Source organism: Streptomyces sp. NPDC037054 (assembly GCF_055606745.1).
In genome coordinates this window covers 1-15,683 of the sequence record NZ_JBVJSJ010000014.1, presented here as the reverse complement: position 1 = coordinate 15,683, position 15,683 = coordinate 1, and the positions used below count along the sequence as shown (strand labels likewise).

General features: G+C 73.6%; 15 protein-coding genes. 2 read left to right on the top strand and 13 right to left on the bottom strand.

Features of this window, described 5'->3' with window-relative positions; all coding sequences use genetic code 11:
* Positions 1 to 10 precede the first annotated feature (10 nt).
* The 7 genes from ACZ7D7_RS28365 to ACZ7D7_RS28335 all read right to left on the bottom strand — a co-directional run bounded on the left by ACZ7D7_RS28365 (position 11) and on the right by ACZ7D7_RS28335 (position 6,743).
* A complete protein-coding gene (locus ACZ7D7_RS28365; RefSeq protein ID WP_470828194.1) occupies positions 11 to 1,390 on the bottom strand; it encodes an NAD(P)/FAD-dependent oxidoreductase in 1,380 nt (459 codons plus the stop codon).
* 230 nt (positions 1,391 to 1,620) lie between these two features.
* Entirely contained in the window at positions 1,621 to 3,354 is a 1,734-nt protein-coding gene (locus ACZ7D7_RS28360) for a PP2C family protein-serine/threonine phosphatase (protein ID WP_470827937.1), read from the bottom strand.
* Positions 3,351 to 4,415 carry a SpoIIE family protein phosphatase gene (locus tag ACZ7D7_RS28355; RefSeq protein ID WP_470827936.1) on the bottom strand — a complete coding sequence of 355 codons (1,065 nt, stop codon included), beginning with the start codon at positions 4,413 to 4,415 and terminating at the stop codon, positions 3,351 to 3,353. Before ACZ7D7_RS28355 ends, ACZ7D7_RS28360 begins: the two co-directional genes overlap by 4 nt.
* A complete protein-coding gene (locus ACZ7D7_RS28350; protein ID WP_470828192.1) occupies positions 4,415 to 4,855 on the bottom strand; it encodes an anti-sigma regulatory factor in 441 nt (146 codons plus the stop codon). Before ACZ7D7_RS28350 ends, ACZ7D7_RS28355 begins: the two co-directional genes overlap by 1 nt.
* A complete protein-coding gene (locus ACZ7D7_RS28345) occupies positions 4,855 to 5,277 on the bottom strand; it encodes an STAS domain-containing protein (protein ID WP_470827935.1) in 423 nt (140 codons plus the stop codon). Before ACZ7D7_RS28345 ends, ACZ7D7_RS28350 begins: the two co-directional genes overlap by 1 nt.
* Positions 5,274 to 6,173, bottom strand: coding sequence for an STAS domain-containing protein (locus tag ACZ7D7_RS28340; RefSeq protein ID WP_470827934.1), 900 nt, complete (start codon positions 6,171 to 6,173; stop codon positions 5,274 to 5,276). The genes ACZ7D7_RS28345 and ACZ7D7_RS28340 overlap by 4 nt, the downstream gene beginning before the upstream one ends.
* A gap of 159 nt (positions 6,174 to 6,332) precedes the next feature.
* Positions 6,333 to 6,743 (bottom strand): STAS domain-containing protein, encoded by a 411-nt coding sequence (locus tag ACZ7D7_RS28335; RefSeq protein ID WP_470827933.1) that lies wholly within the window; start codon positions 6,741 to 6,743, stop codon positions 6,333 to 6,335.
* Positions 6,744 to 7,134: 391 nt separating this feature from the next.
* Between ACZ7D7_RS28335 and ACZ7D7_RS28330 the strand changes: the two genes are divergently transcribed.
* Positions 7,135 to 7,605, top strand: coding sequence for an ATP-binding protein (locus tag ACZ7D7_RS28330; RefSeq protein WP_470827932.1), 471 nt, complete (start codon positions 7,135 to 7,137; stop codon positions 7,603 to 7,605).
* A 39-nt stretch (positions 7,606 to 7,644) separates the two neighbouring features.
* Here ACZ7D7_RS28330 and ACZ7D7_RS28325 read toward each other — a convergent pair whose 3' ends face one another.
* The gene (locus ACZ7D7_RS28325; protein ID WP_470827931.1) at positions 7,645 to 8,079 is read right to left on the bottom strand and encodes an ATP-binding protein; all 435 of its coding nucleotides are present in this window, start codon (positions 8,077 to 8,079) and stop codon (positions 7,645 to 7,647) included.
* Positions 8,080 to 8,194: 115 nt separating this feature from the next.
* Complete coding sequence (locus ACZ7D7_RS28320; RefSeq protein WP_470827930.1) at positions 8,195 to 10,099, bottom strand: AMP-dependent synthetase/ligase; 1,905 nt, start codon at positions 10,097 to 10,099, stop codon at positions 8,195 to 8,197.
* 153 nt (positions 10,100 to 10,252) lie between these two features.
* Between ACZ7D7_RS28320 and ACZ7D7_RS28315 the strand changes: the two genes are divergently transcribed.
* Positions 10,253 to 10,486 (top strand): DUF6480 family protein, encoded by a 234-nt coding sequence (locus tag ACZ7D7_RS28315; RefSeq protein ID WP_470827929.1) that lies wholly within the window; start codon positions 10,253 to 10,255, stop codon positions 10,484 to 10,486.
* A 59-nt stretch (positions 10,487 to 10,545) separates the two neighbouring features.
* Here the strand turns inward: ACZ7D7_RS28315 and ACZ7D7_RS28310 are convergent, their stop codons facing one another.
* From ACZ7D7_RS28310 to ACZ7D7_RS28295, 4 genes are all read right to left on the bottom strand, one after another.
* Positions 10,546 to 11,634, bottom strand: coding sequence for a glutamate--cysteine ligase 2 (locus tag ACZ7D7_RS28310; protein ID WP_470827928.1), 1,089 nt, complete (start codon positions 11,632 to 11,634; stop codon positions 10,546 to 10,548).
* Positions 11,635 to 11,778: 144 nt separating this feature from the next.
* Entirely contained in the window at positions 11,779 to 13,986 is a 2,208-nt protein-coding gene (glgB, locus tag ACZ7D7_RS28305; RefSeq protein ID WP_470827927.1) for a 1,4-alpha-glucan branching enzyme, read from the bottom strand.
* 3 nt (positions 13,987 to 13,989) lie between these two features.
* On the bottom strand, positions 13,990 to 15,351 hold the full coding sequence (locus ACZ7D7_RS28300; protein WP_470827925.1) for a maltokinase N-terminal cap-like domain-containing protein: 1,362 nt from the start codon (positions 15,349 to 15,351) through the stop codon (positions 13,990 to 13,992).
* Positions 15,352 to 15,380: 29 nt separating this feature from the next.
* On the bottom strand, positions 15,381 to 15,683 hold a 303-nt coding region (locus ACZ7D7_RS28295), incomplete at its 5' end, for an alpha-glucosidase C-terminal domain-containing protein (protein WP_470827924.1).

Here is a 15,683-nt window from a genome sequence, read left to right as displayed (position 1 = left end):
GCCCGGCGGCTCACTTCGGGCCGTCCGGGCCGCCCGCCCCCTCGACCTGCGCCCGCACCTCTTCCGGCGTCAGATACGAGTCGGTGTACTCGAAGTCCTTCAGCTTGGCGGGCTTGCGGGCCTGGAACCCGGTGCGCACGAAGTCGTCGCCGGCGACCGCGTTGAGCAGCCAGTTGGTCATCACGCGCGTCTTCGCCACGTTGGTGCGCAGCGCCGACCAGTGGTAGCCGCGCGCCACGGCCTGGGCGGGCGTGCCGCGCAGTTCGATCCCGAGCGGCTTGGACACCGCGTCCCGGCCGCCGAGGTCCACGACCAGACCGAGGTCCTTGTGGACGTACGGCTGCAGCGGCTGGTTGCGCAGGGTCGCGATGACGTTGTCCGCGACGTGCTTGCCCTGCCGCTGGGCGTGCTGCGCGGTGGGCGGGCAGACCGCGTCCTCCCCCTTGGCCAGGTCGGGCACCGCCGCCGCGTCGCCGAGCGCGAACACCCCGTCGTGCCCGGGCAGGTTGAGCTCGGCGTTGACGGCGAGCCGCCCGCGCACCGTCTCCGCGCCGAGCGTCGCGATGAGCGGGCTGGCGACGACACCGGCGGTCCAGATCAGGGTGCGCGTGGGGATGACCCGGCCGTCGGTGAAGGTGACCTCCTCCGGTCCCGCCTTCTCGATGGAGACGCCGAGGGAGATCTCGATGCCGCGCCGGCGCAGGATCTCCTGCGCGCTGCGCCCGAGCTTCTCGCCGAGCTCCGGCATGAGCTTCGGCGCGATGTCGATGAGGTGCCACCTGATCAGGTGCGGGTCCAGTCGCGGGTAGCGCCGGACGGCGGCGTGCGTCAGGCGCTGGAGGCAGGCCGCGGTCTCGGTGCCGGCGTAACCGCCGCCGACGACCACGAACTGCAGCCGGGAGGCCCGCTCGGCCGGGTCCTGGCTGGCGTCGGCGAGGTCGAGCTGGGAGATGACGTGGTCGCGGACGTAGGCGGCCTCGGCGAGCGTCTTCATGCCGAACGCGTTGTCCGTCAGGCCCGGGATGTCGAAGGTGCGGGTGACGCTGCCGGGGGCCAGCACGATGTAGTCGTACGGCTCGTTGACGATCCGGTCGGTGATGGTCCGCACGACGCAGACCTTCGACCGGAGGTCGACGCCGATGGCGCCGCCCGGGATGATCCGCGTGCGGTACTTCTTGCTGCGGCGCAGGGACACGGCGATCGACTGGGGAGTCAGCACGCCGGAGGCGACCTGGGGCAGCAGGGGCAGGTAGAGCTGGTAGGCGAACGGCGTCACCAGGGTGACGTCGGCCTCGTCGGGGGCGAGCCTGCGCTCGAGGCGGCGGACGCACTCCACGCCGGCGAAGCCTGCGCCGACCACCAGGATCCTGGGTCGTGTCACGGTGTCCATCCCTTTCTGCGGCTCCAGGCGGTCTGTCACGAACGCCATTCGCATGCCCCTGGATCGCTGCTTCGCACCTCATCGATCCCACCGTGTCCGCGCCGGTTCCGCCAGCCGGGCGGGGCAGGCTGACGAAAGCGCAGGTCACCACCATGCTCCTCGCACGGCCGGAACGCACCCGTCGCGCGTGAACGACCGGGTGCGCGCCCTACGGCACGGGCGCGCGGCCGCCGTGCCGGTCAGCCCGTCATCGCGCCGCGGAAGTGGCACAGCAGCAGACACACGTCGTCGTCCCGCTCGGAGTCGCTCAGCAGCGGCCGCAGGATGCGGTCGGCCGAGCCGTACAGGTCCGCGTCGAGTTCCTCCGTGCCGAATCCGCCGAGCGCGGCGGCGAGGCGCTCGATGCCCGGGTCGATGCCGTGCGCGCGCCGCTCCACGAGACCGTCCGTGTAGAGCGCGAGCGTCGAGCCGGGCGACAGCCGCACCGTGTGGTCGGGGATCTCCTGGTGCAGCGGGATGCCGAGCATGGCGCCGGGCCGGGCGTCCAGCGTGCGCACCCGCCCGTCCGGGGTGCGCAGCACCGGCGGGGGATGGCCGGCGGCGGCCCACGTCAGGGTCGGGTCGTCGGGGTGGAACCGGGCGATGACGGCCGTGGCGTACAGATCGGGCTGGAGGTGGTGCAGGAACTGGTGCAGCCGCGTCAGCAGCCGCCCCGGGCTGCCGCCGTCCACGGCGTAGGCGCGCAGCGCGGTGCGCAGCTGGCTCATCATGACGGCGGCGCGCAGCCCGTGCCCGGTGACGTCGCCGACGATGGTGATGAGGCTCCCGTCGCGCTGGCGGAAGGCGTCGTACCAGTCGCCGCCGATGTTCAGCCCGCGCGTCGCCGGCAGGTAGCGCGCCGCGAGGCCGAGGCCGGGCGTCTCCGGCAGGTCCGTGAGCAGGGCGCGCTGGAGCGTCTCGGCGATGTCGCGGTTGTGCTCGAAGCGCCGGGCGTTGTCGATCGCGATGCTCGCCCGGCGGGTCAGCTCGATCAGCATCACGGCGTCGTCCGGGTCCCAGCGGGCGCCGGGCGGCGACAGGGTCAGCACGCCCAGCGGCGCCTGCCGGGTCACCAGCGGAATGCACAGCAGCGGCCGGCGCGGCTCCAGGACCGACGGCGGCTGGTCGTCCACGCCGGGCAGGCCGCCGGGGTGGTCGGCGGCGTACTGCGGGCGTCCGGTGCGCGCCGCCCGTACGGCCGCCGCCGGGTGCGACACCGGGCCCTGCCGCTCGGAGCCGCTGTCGTGGTCGAACAGCCAGACGTCGACACTCCGGGCGTACTCGGGCACCAGCAGGTCGGGCAGCAGCCGCACGATCTCGTCGTGGTTCAGCGACGACGTCAGCACGGCGCTGGCGTCCGCGAGGAACGTCAGCCTGCGCCGGGCGGCCTCCGCCTCCCGGCGTGCCCGGCGCTCCGCCGCGAACGCCTCCCGCTGGGCACGCCCGGCCGCGTCCAGCTCCGCGTGCAGCGCCAGCACGCCCTGGTTGGTCTGGTGCAGTTCCTCCCGGTGGAAGGCGACCAGCTCCTCCTGCTCGGAGAGCTTGTCCAGCACCAGCGCGGTGTCCTCGTCCGCGCCGAGCAGCGCCTCGGCGAAGCCGCCGTCCTCGGCGGCCGGCGCCGACGGCTCCCCGGCCGGGGCCTCGGCCGTACCGGGGCAGGCGACGGCCGTGCTCCACGGCGTCTCCCCGGCGGCGGACGCCTCCCGCGGCGGCGTCACCACGACGTGCAGCAGGCCGTCCCCGCCGGGCGGCGCCTCCACCGTGAGCCGCCAGGTGCCGCCCTTGGTGAGGCACTGCCGCAGGTGGGTGCTCAGCGACGCCGTCAGCCGGGTGCGCTCCAGGGCGGGCACGCCGTACGCGGCGGCGAGCCGGGCGGTCGCGACACGCGCCTCGGCCGCTTCACCGGCCGAGGAGATCTCCCAGGCGCGCGTCATGCGGCGACCGGCCCCGGGGTCAGCACGGCCACGGCGGTGTCGTCCCGCACGGGCCGGGCGCAACTGCTGGCGTCCCGGACCGTCACGGCGGCCGTCACCGCCGGGTCCGTCTCCCACAGCCGCGGGTCCGACGGCGGCGTCCAGCGGCTGGGCAGGCCGTCGGTGTGCATGATCAGCAGTCGGTCGTGGCCCCAGCCGGTCTCCTCCTCGCGCACGGTCGCGTGCCGGTGGACCCCGACGATGCCGGGCCGGGACGTCAGGTGACGCCAGGTGCCGCCCTGGCACAGCCGCGCCCCCACGTTCCCCACGCCGGCGAACCGCAGCCGTTCGGTACGGGTGTCGACCTGGGCCACCGCCACGGCGGCCCCGCGGGTGCCGGACAGCGCCGAGTCGAGCCGCCGCAGCACCTCGCCCGGCGGCAGCGCGGCCGCCTCCCGCAGCGCCGTCACCGCCGCCGTCGAGGCGCGGGCGGCCTCCGGACCGTGCCCGAGCCCGTCGGCGAGCATCAGCGTCAGCCGGTCCTCCGACCGCACCCAGGCCCAGGCGTCGCCCGAGTAGTCCGCCGCCTCGAACGGCACGTTCACACCGCCCGCCCGCGGCCCGGCCGGCGGCGCGGGCCGGGTGCGTCCCGCGGTGGCGGTGGCGGCGCCGACCCGGGCCAGCGCCACCGTGCCCCGGCCGGGCGCGCTGTGCAGGTCGAAGTCGTCGGCGATGCGCAGGCACGTACCGAGCCCGGCGCCCAGCGACCCGGCCGTGGAGAACCCGTCGCGCCGCGCGGCCGCCACGTCGGCGATGCCCGGGCCGTGGTCGATCGCCGCGATCTGCACCACCCGCGACGCGTCCCGCCCGGCCGGCAGGACCGGCGGCGGCACCACGTCGATGAGGACCTGGCCGCCCTCCGCGTGCTTGAGGAGGTTGGTCGCCAGCTCGGTCGCCACCAGGGCGGCCGAGGCGGTGCGCCGCTCGTCGAGACCGGCCAGCCCCGCGGCCTGCTCGGCGGCCACCCGCGCGTCCCGCACCCGCGTCGAGTCCCGTACCGGGACGTCCCACACGCGCGGCATCACGCCTCCTCACGCGGTCGCGGCGGCAGCCCCGCCCACGACGTCACCCGCACCGACGTGCCCCGTCCGGGCGCGCTCTCCAGCGTGAACTCGTGCACCAGGCGCCGCGCGCCACCGAGGCCCATCCCCAGCCCGTCGCCCGAGGTGTAGCCGTCACTGAGCGCCAGCTCCGGGTCCGTGATGCCCGGCCCGTCGTCGACGAACGTCAGCCGCAGCCCGTCGACCGTGCCCTGGACGACGTGCGCCACGTCGACGTGGCCGCCTCCGCCGTGCACCAGCGTGTTGCGCGCCAGCTCGCTGGCCGCCGTGACGAGCTTCGTCTGGGCCACCAGTCCGAAGCCGAGCTGCGCCGCCGCCTGCCGCACGTGCTGACGCACCCACACCAGGTCGAGGTCCGAACGGATCGGCAGGCGGGCCTCCACGCCCGCGCCCGTCCGCATCACGGACTCTCCCGGCGTCTGCGGCCGGCCCGGGGCGCCGTCCGGGCGTCCCGCTTCAGCAGTTCCAGACCCGCCTCCGTGCTGAGCGCGGTGCGCAGTCCCGGCAGGGTCAGGCCGAGTTCCACCAGCGTGATGGCGACGGCCGGGCGCATGCCCGCCACCACCGTCTGCGCGGCCAGCAGTTCGGCCTGCGCCGCGATCTCGGCGAGCACCCGGCCGAGGAAGGAGTCGACGATCTCCACCCCCGACAGGTCGAGCAGGACGCCGGTCACCCCGCTGCGCACGATGGTTTCCGCGATGTCCTGCTGGAGCTGCTGTGCCGAGCTGTCGTGCAGGTCCCCCTGGAGCGTGACCAGGAGGACGTCGCCGAGCCGCAAGACCGGCACGTGTCCCGTGACGGGCCCGGGAAACGCTTCGCTCACCGTGAACCCGCGCTGCCGGACGGCGCGTTCACGATGTCCGCGCCGAGCTTGTGCAGGGCGTACGCCAGCGCGTCGGCGAGCCCCGCCCGGGTCACCACCGAACCGAGGTCCAGGCCGAGGTGCACGATGGTCTGGGCGATGGCGGGGCGGATGCCGGAGACGATGCACTCCGCGCCCATCAGCCGGGCCGCGGCGACGGTCTTCATCAGGTGCTGCGCCACCAGCGAGTCCACCGTCGGCACGCCGGTGATGTCCAGGATGGCGAACCGGGCGTGCTGTTCGACGACCGACTCCAGCAGCGTCTCCATCACCACCTGGCTGCGGGCGCTGTCCAGCGTGCCGATCAGCGGGACAGCGACGATGCCGTCCCACAGCTTGATGACGGGGGTGGCCACCTCCAGCAGCTGGAGCCGCTGCCGGTCGATGAGGGCCTGCCCCTCGCTCAGCGCCGTCTGCATGACGACGACGCGCAGCGTGCCCAGCAGCACGGTCAGCGTGGTCGTGCACGCCCGCACATGGCCGGCCGACGTGTCGGCGAGTTCGTCGGCCAGCAGGTTCTCCACCGGGGGCCGCAGGCTGTCCAGCTCGGTCGAGACCTGCGCGGTGGTCAGCCCGGACCGGGAGCGTGCGGCTCCCATGCGGGCCAACTGCTCGCGGATCATGGTGAATCCGGCGGCGTCCGGGTCCTCCACGCGCTCCGTGTCGGCCACTTGGGCCAGCGCGTCGACCACGGCCTTGCCCGCCTCCACCGCTTCGTCCCGCGAGACGGTGAACACGGTGCGGAAGAGGGGCTCGTCCGCCCACCGCTGGGCGATCTGCTCTCGGCGGCGGCGCAGGAAGTCCCCGACCTCCCGCGCCGGCGACCCGAGCGTTCCCTCCGCTTCGTGCTCCGGCACGTGCTTCACTCCTCACAGCTCGTCCGCGCCGCGCCGCACCACACCCCTACGGGCTGGGTGAGGGACGACGCCACTTCTGCCGGACGCCCACTCTAACGAGCGCCCGACCTCGCACGACACCGGTTCCGGCGACGACGGCCGTCACCTCCGGACGGGGCGTCAGCTCTCGCTGTCGGCCCGCGTCTGCGCACCGTCGGAGGCCTCGGGGCCGCGGTCGACGAGCTCCAGCGCCTCCTCGGCGCTCTGCGACACCGGCACGGTGATGCTCACGCCCGTCAGGTCGAGGATGCGCTGCACGGCCGGGGCGGGGGAGATGACGTGGACGCTGCCCGGCATCTCCCGCACCTCCTGGTAGACGCGCAGGATGATGTTCATCCCGGAGGAGTCCATGAACGGCACGGCCGACAGGTCGAGCAGGAAATGGCGTCGGCCGTGGTGCAACTGGTTGGCGAGGTGGTGCTGGAACTCGGTCGCGGTGTCGACGTCCAGGTACCCCTGCACCTTGAGCAGTGCGACGTCCTCCCGGGGCAGGGTCACCTCGACGGACAGCGGGTTCTGGGCAATGGGCACGAATACCTCCAACGAGTCCTGACGGCCGGGGCGGGCCACCCTGTGAACGTCCGCGGTGCGTGTGCCGGTTCCGGACGGGTCCGGATCGGGGCTCCTGCCGGCAAACGGCACCGCGCCCCCGCGCTTACCCCTTAATCAGCGGTGCATGCAGGGACCCGTCCGTGGGACATGCGGGAGCGCGACCGGGGTATCCGCTGCTGTGGAGCCGCCCCGGCGGGCGCGACCGCCCGCCGGGCCGGACCATGTCACGGGCCCTGAGGAAGGGGAGCACTGTGCCCACCGACAGAATCGGGTCGTACGCGCCGGACAGTGGACCCGTTGGGAGCGGGAGGCCGACGGGCGCGGGCGCGGCGACGGAACGGAGCGAGTGAATGACGGGGACACGACACGCATGGAGCTGACCGAGGGGACCGGGCCCACCGCGCACGGCGGTCCGCCGCCCGGTGCGCCGACACCGGCCGAGGTGACCAGCGCCGCGACGGCACGCGCGTACGCGGAGTCGGTGGTGCGCCGCAGAGGGGACGCCGACGCGGGCCGCAGGCCGCGCGACGAGGACGTCATCGACCTGCTGCTCGTCGTGTCCGAGCTGGTCACCAACGCGATACGGCACGGCGACGGACTGGCCGGCTTCGACGCCTGGGCCGTCGAGGACGGCGTGCGGATCGCCGTGCACGACCGCAGCGACATCGTCCCCCCGGTCGCCTACGGTTCCGGCTCCCTGCCCGCCGGGCATCACGGCAGCGGCTACGGCTGGCCGCTCATCATCCGCCTCGCCCGGGAGATCACCATCGACCGGCGCCCCGGGGGCGGGAAGACCATCACCGTGCTCGTGCCGGTGCGCACCGCGCCCGGCCACCACTGAACCCGCCCGGGCCCGCAAGCGGGCCCGCCACCGGGACACTCACCAAGGCAGGAAGACGTGTATGTCCTTGCCGCTGTCGCTCGGCACCACGCTGACCTGGTCGCACAGCGTGTGAATCAGATGCCAGCCGATCCCGCCACCGCCGCGACTGGGGTGGAACGGACGCGGCGCGGGCGGTGTCGTGTTCGTGTCGCGCAGCACGACGTGGACCCCGTCGAAGGTACGGCGCAGCCGTAGCTCGAACGGCCCGGGGGCGTACTGCACCGCATTGGCGGCCAGTTCCGTCACCACCAGCAGGATGTCGTCCCAGTGCTCCGGAGCCGACGGCGGTGACACGCTCGACAGCTCGTGCAGGAACTCCTCCGCGACGAGGCGCGCACCCGTGACGTTGTGCAGCGCCCCCGCGAAGCTCGCGGTGCGGCTCGAGATCTCCTTGGCAGCCAGTGTCCTGTCCCAACGCGGCTCGGTTGCCATGTCGCCTTTCCGGCCCGACGTCAGCGCCGTTGTCGGCCTTTCTGTGCGTCCCTTCGTTGGCTAGTTCCCAGTCGGCGGGCTCCTACGCGCCCGGTGGCCGCCGGCCCGCTCCACGTCAGCGGAACACGTTGTCCGAGTCGTCCCACACGGCGGGCTCGTCCGGCGAGGTGCGCGGGCCGGACCGGGACCGCGCCCGGTACATCGCGTCGATCTCCAGCGCGTAGCGCCGCACCACCTCGTCGCGGCGCAGCTTCATCGACGGTGTCAGCAGCCCGTTCGCCACCTCGAAGGGCTCCGGCAGCACCCGGAACACCCGGATCGACTCCGACCGCGACACCGCGCTGTTGGCCGCCGCCACCGCCCGGGCGACCTCCTCGCGCAGCGCGTTCTCCTCCCGCGCCTCCCGGCCCGGCGTCTCGCTCCCCCACGCCAGCGCGGCCCGCCAGGTCGCGAGGAACTCCGGGTCCAGCGTGATCAACGCCCCGACGCACGGCCGGTTGTCGCCCACCACCACCGCCTGGTGGATGAGCGGATGCATCCGCAGCCGCTGCTCCAGCGCGGCCGGCGACACGCTCTTGCCGCCGCTGGTGATGATCACGTCCTTCTTGCGGCCGGTGATCGTGAGATAGCCCTCGGCGTCGAGGTGCCCGAGGTCGCCGGTGGCGAGCCAGCCGCCGCGCAGCGCCGCCCGGGTCGCCTCCGGGTCGTTGACGTAGCCCTGGAACACCGAGGGCCCGCGCACCAGGATCTCCCCGTCGTCGGCGACCCGGATCTCCATGCCCGGCAGCACCTGCCCCACGGTGCCGGACTTCTCCCGGCCCAGGGGCTGCATGGTCACGCCGCCGCTGGTCTCCGTCAGCCCGTAGCCGTCGTGCACGAAGATGCCGATGCCCTCGAAGAACAGGGACAGCTCCCGGCTCAGCGGCGAGCCGCCCGACGTGCCGCGGCGCACCCGGCCGCCCAGCGCGGACCGCAGCTTGCGGTACACCATCCGCTCGTACAGCGCGTGCTGGAGCCGCAGGTCGAAGCCCGGCCCGGGGCCGTGCCCGAGCCGCTGCCGCTCCAGGGCGAGGGCGAAGTCCCGCGCCGTGCCGGCGGCCCGCTCGAACAGCGCCCCGCGCCCCGCCTCCTGGGACTTGCGCAGGAAGGTCTTGTAGATCTTCTCGAACAGCGACGGCACCGCGTACAGGTACGTCGGCCGGAAGGAGTGCAGCGCCGCCAGCAAAGCGGCCTCGCTCAGGTCGGGCTCGTGCCCCATGAGCAGCCCGCCGCGCAGGCACAGGCCCTGGATCATCAGCCCGTACACGTGGGAGAACGGCAGGAACGCGAGGACCGCGCCCTGCTCGCCGGGCGGCGCCGCCGTGTGCCCCCAGCCGGCCAGCAGCGTGTCGCAGGGCATGGCGAGGCCCCGGTGGCTCAGCGCGCAGCCCATGGCACGGCCCGTGGTCCCCGACGTGTACGCGATGACCGCGGTGGAGTCCGGCAGCACGATGCGGCGCATCGAGTCGACCGTCGTGGCCGGGACGAACTCGCCCCGCGCCGCCAGGTCCCGCAGCGCCCCCGCGTCCAACTGCCACACGTGCCGCAGGTACGGCAGCGTCGCGCACACCGAGCCGACCGTCATCACGCCCTGCTCGTCCTCGACCACCACCGCCACGCACGCGGCGTCCCGCAGGATCCACTCGACCTGGTCCCGCGACGACGTCGGATAGATCGGCACGATCTCCGCGCCGACCGCCCACAGCGCGTAACTCAGCACCGTCCACTCGTACCGGGTGCGCGCCATGACCGCGACGCGCTGCCCCGGCGAGATCCCGGACGCGATCAGCCCCCGGGCCACGTCCACCACCTCGTCGCGGAACTCGACGGCGCTGACCTCCTCCCACTGCTGGACGGCCGGGTCGGGCCGGCGCGCCAGCACGGGCAGGGTGGGGTTGCGGGCGGCCGTCTCGAAGACACTGTCGGCGAGCCCGCCGGTCAGGGGCGTGGCCGCCGACGGAGCGATGGCGAAGTCGCGCATGCGCTGCTCCTGACGTGTACGGGCTGTGACCTGGCCGACGAGTAGCGTCATCGGCGCTGCCCGAATCTAGCGGAGGCGAAAACCCCGCGGGGCGGCGAACCCGTAAGTGGTACTCGTTTGGTGATCCCGCCGTGATCGGGGGACTCGGACGGCATGAGTCACATGAATCCCGATCCCGAACCCGATCGCACCACCGGCCTGGAGCCGGGCGGCGGCGTGCCGCCCGGGGAGACGCCCCCGGCGGAGAGCAGCATGCCCGAGGCGGGCCCGCGCGAGACGCACAACCCGCCCAAGGGCTGGGGCAAGGCGCCCCTGACGGTGATCCTCGTGCTGTGCGTGCTCGTCGCGGCGTTCTTCCTGGCCTACGCCCTGGTCCTGATGTTCTGAGCGGAGCCGGCCGGCGACGGGGCGCTCACTCCTGCGCGGGGCGCGTCACTTCGGGCCGGTCACTCCTGCGTGTGGCGCACGCACTCGGTGACGACGTCCCTGAGGCTGCCCGTGCGCCGCAGCGCCGCGCGCTGCACGTCCGCGCCGGTGCCGTCCCGCAGCAGCCCGGCCACGGTCTCCCGCACCCTCTCCAGGTCACCGCTCTCGCCCAGCGCGTCCTCGACGTGCTCCAGCAGCGCCCGTACGACGGTCTCCGCGGGCATCCGCCGCATGGTCGCCGGATGCAGCAGCTCGTCCGCCAGGCCGGAGCGGGCGGCACGCCAGGCGGCCAGCCGCAGCAGGCTCACACTGTGGTCGATCGGTTCCCGCCCCTCGCGCCACTCGCGGGCGGCGGTCTCCACCAGGCCCCGGGCCAGCGTGGCGACGAGCACGGCCGTGTCGGCCCGCAGACACACGTCCGACACCCTGATCTCGACCGTGGGATACCGCTGGGAGAGCCGGGCGTCGAAGTAGATCATCCCCTCGTCGAGGATCGAGCCGGTGGCCACCATGTCCGCGACCCGCCGGTGATACCGCTCCGCCGAGCCGAACACCTCGGTCGGCCCCGCCGACGGCCAGCGCTGCCACACCCGGCTGCGATAGCTGCTGTACCCGCTGTCGCTGCCCTGCCAGAACGGCGAGTTGGCGCTGATCGCCGACAGCACCGACAGCCACGGCCGCAGCCGGTCGACGACCGCGACACCCTCCTCGTCCGACTCCACGGACACATGGACGTGGCAGCCGAGGACGAGCTGTTCACGGGTCGCGATGCCGTACTGCTCCGCCATCCACTGGTAGCGCCGGTTCATGCCGACCGCCGGGCTCACCGGCAGCGGCGACGTGGCGAGCGCGGCGACCGTGCAGCCGAGTCCGCCGGCGTGCCGGGCGGCCTCCTCGCGGCAGCGCCCGATCTCCGCCCGCAGCGCCGCCATGTCGGACTGGGGGTGCGTGGCGAACTCCAGCATCTGCTCGTGGAGTTCCTTCTCGAAGACGTCCTGGTCCGCGTCGTCCCGCTCCGCGCGGGCCAGCACGGCCGCGGACATCGCCCGCGGCTCACCCGTCTCGGGATCGACCAGGAGGAGCTCCTCCTCCACTCCGACGGTCCGCACGGCATGCACCCCTTCTGTGGTCGGCTGCGACGACGCGGGGCCCCCTCCCGGCCGGCTGAGCCGGGCGGGAGGGGGTCCGGTCGTACGCGTACGACCCCGAATGCCCCGGCAGGGGCACTCAAACACCTCGCGCCGGGGCCGGCGTCACCTCGGGGTCGGCCGGAACCACACCGTGGCCAGCGGCGGCAGCGTCAGCCGCAGCTGCCCGTTCTCCGGTTTCACCGGGCCGGGCTCGCCGACGCCGCTGCCGCCGTAGCGCGTCGCGTCGGTGTTGAGGACCTCCTGCCAGGCGACGTGCTCGTCACCGACCCACAGCCCGTAGTCCTCCCGGACGACCGGCGAGAAGTTCGACACGGCCAGCAGCGGGGCACCGTCGGCGTCGTACCGGATGAACGCGTACACGTTGTCGTCGGCGGCGTCCACGGCCACCCACCGGAAACCGGCCGGGTCGGTGTCCCGCTGCCACAGCGCCGGCGTCGACCGGTACAGCGCGTTGAGGTCGCGCACGAGGTCCCGTACGCCGCGGTGGTCGGGCTCGGCCGAGTACTCGGGGTCGAGCAGCCACCAGTCCGGGCCGGACTCCTCGGACCACTCCGCGCCCTGCGCGAACTCCTGCCCCATGAAGAGGAGTTGCTTGCCGGGGTGGGCCCACATGAAGGCGAGATACGCCCGGTGGTTGGCGCGCTGCTGCCACCAGTCGCCCGGCATCTTCGACACCAGGGCGCGCTTGCCGTGCACGACCTCGTCGTGGGAGATCGGCAGGACGTAGTTCTCGCTGTACGCGTACACCATCGCGAAGGTCATCTCGTGGTGGTGGTACTTGCGGTGCACGGGCTCCTTCGACATGTACTCCAGGGAGTCGTGCATCCAGCCCATGTTCCACTTCAGGCCGAACCCGAGCCCGCCGCTGTCGGTGGGCTTCGTCACCCCGCCCCAGGCCGTGGACTCCTCGGCGATGGTCACCACGCCCGGCGCGCGCCGGTACACGGTGGCGTTCATCTCCTGGAGGAACCTCATCGCGTCCAGGTCCTCCCGGCCGCCGTACGCGTTCGGCGTCCACTGGCCCGAGTCGCGCGAGTAGTCGAGGTACAGCATCGAGGCGACCGCGTCCACGCGCAGTCCGTCGATGTGGAACTCCTCGCACCAGTAGACGGCGTTGGCCACCAGGAAGTTGCGGACCTCGGTGCGCCCGAAGTCGAACTCGTAGGTGCCCCAGTCCGGGTGCTCCGCGCGCCGCGCGTCTCCGGGCTCGTAGAGCGGGTCGCCGTCGAACCGGGCCAGCGCCCAGTCGTCCTTCGGGAAGTGCGCCGGCACCCAGTCCATGATCACGCCGATGCCGGCCCGGTGCAGGGAGTCGACCAGGTACCGGAAGTCGTCGGGCGAGCCCAGGCGCGCGGTCGGCGCGTAGTAGGAGGTGACCTGGTAACCCCAGGACGGCCCGAAGGGGTGCTCGGCGACCGGCATCAGCTCGACGTGCGTGAAACCGAGGTCCTTGACGTACTCCGGCAGTTCCTCGGCGAGTTGACGGTACGTCAGCCCCTTGCGCCAGGACGGGAGATGGACCTCGTACACGGAGAACGGCGCCTCGTGCACGGGCGTGTCCCCGCGGTGCGCCATCCACTCGGCGTCGCCCCACTCGTAGTGCGAGGCCGTCACGATCGACGCCGTGTTGGGCGGCTCCTCGGCACGGCGCGCCATCGGGTCGGCCTTGAGGAAGCGGTGGCCGTACCGGGAGGTGATCTCGAACTTGTACCGGGCGCCCTCCCCGATGCCCGGCAGGAACAGCTCCCACACGCCGGACGCGCCGAGGGACCGCATCGGGAACGCGGTGCCGTCCCAGAACGTGAAGTCACCGGCGACGCGCACGCCTTGCGCGTTCGGCGCCCACACGGTGAAGCGGGTGCCGGCCACGCCCTGGTGCGTCATGGGCTCCGCGCCGAGAGCCTTCCACAGCTCCTCGTGCCGGCCCTCCCGGATCAGATGCAGGTCGAGGTCGCCGAGCGCGGGCAGGAAACGGTACGGGTCGTGCGTCTCCTGCTCGCCGTCGGCGTACGTGACGAGCAGCGTGTACTCGGGGACCGCGTCGAGCGGCAGCAGCCCGGAGAACAGCCCGTCGCCCTCCGAGGCGAGGGTCCTGCGCTCGCCGCCGACGAGCACGCTCACCGCCCGGGCGAAGGGCCGCAGGGCCCGGAACACGACCCCGCCGGGCACCGGATGGGCGCCCAGCAGGCCGTGCGGATCGTGGTGGGCGCCCGCCAGCAGGCGCCCCCGGTCGGTGGCGTCCAGCGGCGGCGCGGTCCCACAGGGAACGGGGCCGGACGGCTCGGGAAGCGAGGTGTCACGCAGAGCCACGGGTCAGTCTCCTCTCACGGCGAGGCGCTCGATGGCCGCCATCGGCACGGGTAGCCAGTCGGGGCGGTGCCGGGCCTCGTACAGCACCTCGTACACGGCCCTGTCGGTCTCATAGGCACGCAGCAGTCCGTGCTTCTTGCGCGGATCCCAGCCGGCGCTCGCCGCGTAGCCGGCGCAGTACGCCTCGCGGCAGCGGCGCGCCCACTCCGGGCGCCAGGGGCGGCGCTGCCGGGCGGCGTAGTCGAAGGAGCGCAGCATGCCCGCGATGTCCCGCACCGGGGAGTGGACGCTGCGCCGCTCCGCGAGCGGGCGGGACGGCTCGCCCTCGAAGTCGATGACGAACCAGTCCCGGCCGGCCCGCAGCACCTGCCCCAGGTGCAGGTCGCCGTGGATGCGCTGGGCGGGCGGCCCGGGGTCGCAGCTGGTGAGCGCGGCGAACGCGGTGCGCAGGCCGGGGACGAACGGCCGCAGCGCCGGCACGGAGTGCGCGGCGGCGGTGAGCCGCTCGGTCATCCCCGTCGCCGTGGGACCCATCTCGCCGGGGGCGCCGACCGGGAACGCCGACGCCAGCGCGAGGTGCACCTCCGCCGTCGCGCTGCCGAGCTGGCGGGCCTCGGCGGTGAAGTCGTCGCCCGCGGCGAGCGCGTTCAGGGCGAGCGTCCAGCCGTCGGAGGCGTCCCGCAGGAACGGCTGGAGCACACCGAGCGTCGCCTCCTGCGGGTGCGTCGTGCGCAGCCAGGCCACCGGCGCGGGCACCCGGCGGCAGCCCTGCCGGGCCAGCGCGTCCGGCACCTCCAGGTCGGGGTTGACGCCGGGCTGGATCCGCCGGAACAGCTTCAGGATGAACGCGTCGCCGTACACCAGTGACGAGTTGGACTGCTCCGCGTCCAGCAGCCGCGGCGCGAGGCCGCCGGGCACCGGCCGGGACGGGTCCGCCTCGAAACGCAGGGGCCCCGCCGAGCCCGGATGCCGGAGCCGCTCCAGGAGCAGCTGGGCCGAGCGCGGGTCGTGCAGCGCGTCGTACACCGTCAGCCCGGCCAGCGGCCCCTCGTGCACCTGGCCGATCAGGGCCCGGGCGAGCCGCGGCGCGGGGTGTTCCCGCACGCCGAGCAGCAGTTGGTAGCAGTCCCCCGGTGGCAGGCCCCCGCCGGGGGAGGGCACGCCTCCGTGTCCGGCGTGGACGAGCAGGTGCAGGCAGCCGGGGAAGAGCTCGGTCATCGACAGCAGGCCGAGCTCCGTGACGGGCCGGTCCTTGCCCGCGAACCAGCGCTGCCGGGGCAACCACTCCCGCAGGAGCCCGGCGAGGGACGCCATGGGCTCCGCGAGGAGCGCCCGGCTCGGGCGGAGGGATGCGGTCTTCGGCATGGTCACGCCTCCTTTCGTCGGCGCAGTGCTCACGGCCGACGGCCGATGCGGGATGCGACTCGGGTGAGCCGGAACCAGTAGAAGCCGTGACCGCCCAGCGTGAGCAGGTACGGCAGTTCGCCGATGGCAGGGAAGCGCACTCCGCCGAACAGCTCGACCGGGTGGCGTCCGTCGAACTCCCGCAGGTCCAGTTCGGTCGGCTGCGCGAACCGGGAGAAGTTGTGGACGCACAGCACCAGGTCGTCCTCGTATTCGCGCAGGAAGGCGAGGACGGCGGGGTTGGAGGAGGGCAGTTCCGTGTAGGAGCCGAGGCCGAAGGCGGGGTTCTGCTT

What these genes read in the sequence shown, in the direction of transcription:
- ACZ7D7_RS28365 (WP_470828194.1), bottom strand. Translation starts at nt 1,390, where the DNA reads ATGGACACCGTGACACGACCCAGGATCCTGGTGGTCGGCGCAGGCTTC.
- ACZ7D7_RS28360 (WP_470827937.1), bottom strand. Translation starts at nt 3,354, where the DNA reads ATGACGCGCGCCTGGGAGATCTCCTCGGCCGGTGAAGCGGCCGAGGCG.
- ACZ7D7_RS28355 (WP_470827936.1), bottom strand. Translation starts at nt 4,415, where the DNA reads ATGCCGCGCGTGTGGGACGTCCCGGTACGGGACTCGACGCGGGTGCGG.
- ACZ7D7_RS28350 (WP_470828192.1), bottom strand. Translation starts at nt 4,855, where the DNA reads ATGCGGACGGGCGCGGGCGTGGAGGCCCGCCTGCCGATCCGTTCGGAC.
- ACZ7D7_RS28330 (WP_470827932.1), top strand. Translation starts at nt 7,135, where the DNA reads ATGGAGCTGACCGAGGGGACCGGGCCCACCGCGCACGGCGGTCCGCCG.
- ACZ7D7_RS28325 (WP_470827931.1), bottom strand. Translation starts at nt 8,079, where the DNA reads ATGGCAACCGAGCCGCGTTGGGACAGGACACTGGCTGCCAAGGAGATC.
- ACZ7D7_RS28320 (WP_470827930.1), bottom strand. Translation starts at nt 10,099, where the DNA reads ATGCGCGACTTCGCCATCGCTCCGTCGGCGGCCACGCCCCTGACCGGC.
- ACZ7D7_RS28315 (WP_470827929.1), top strand. Translation starts at nt 10,253, where the DNA reads ATGAGTCACATGAATCCCGATCCCGAACCCGATCGCACCACCGGCCTG.
- ACZ7D7_RS28300 (WP_470827925.1), bottom strand. Translation starts at nt 15,351, where the DNA reads ATGCCGAAGACCGCATCCCTCCGCCCGAGCCGGGCGCTCCTCGCGGAG.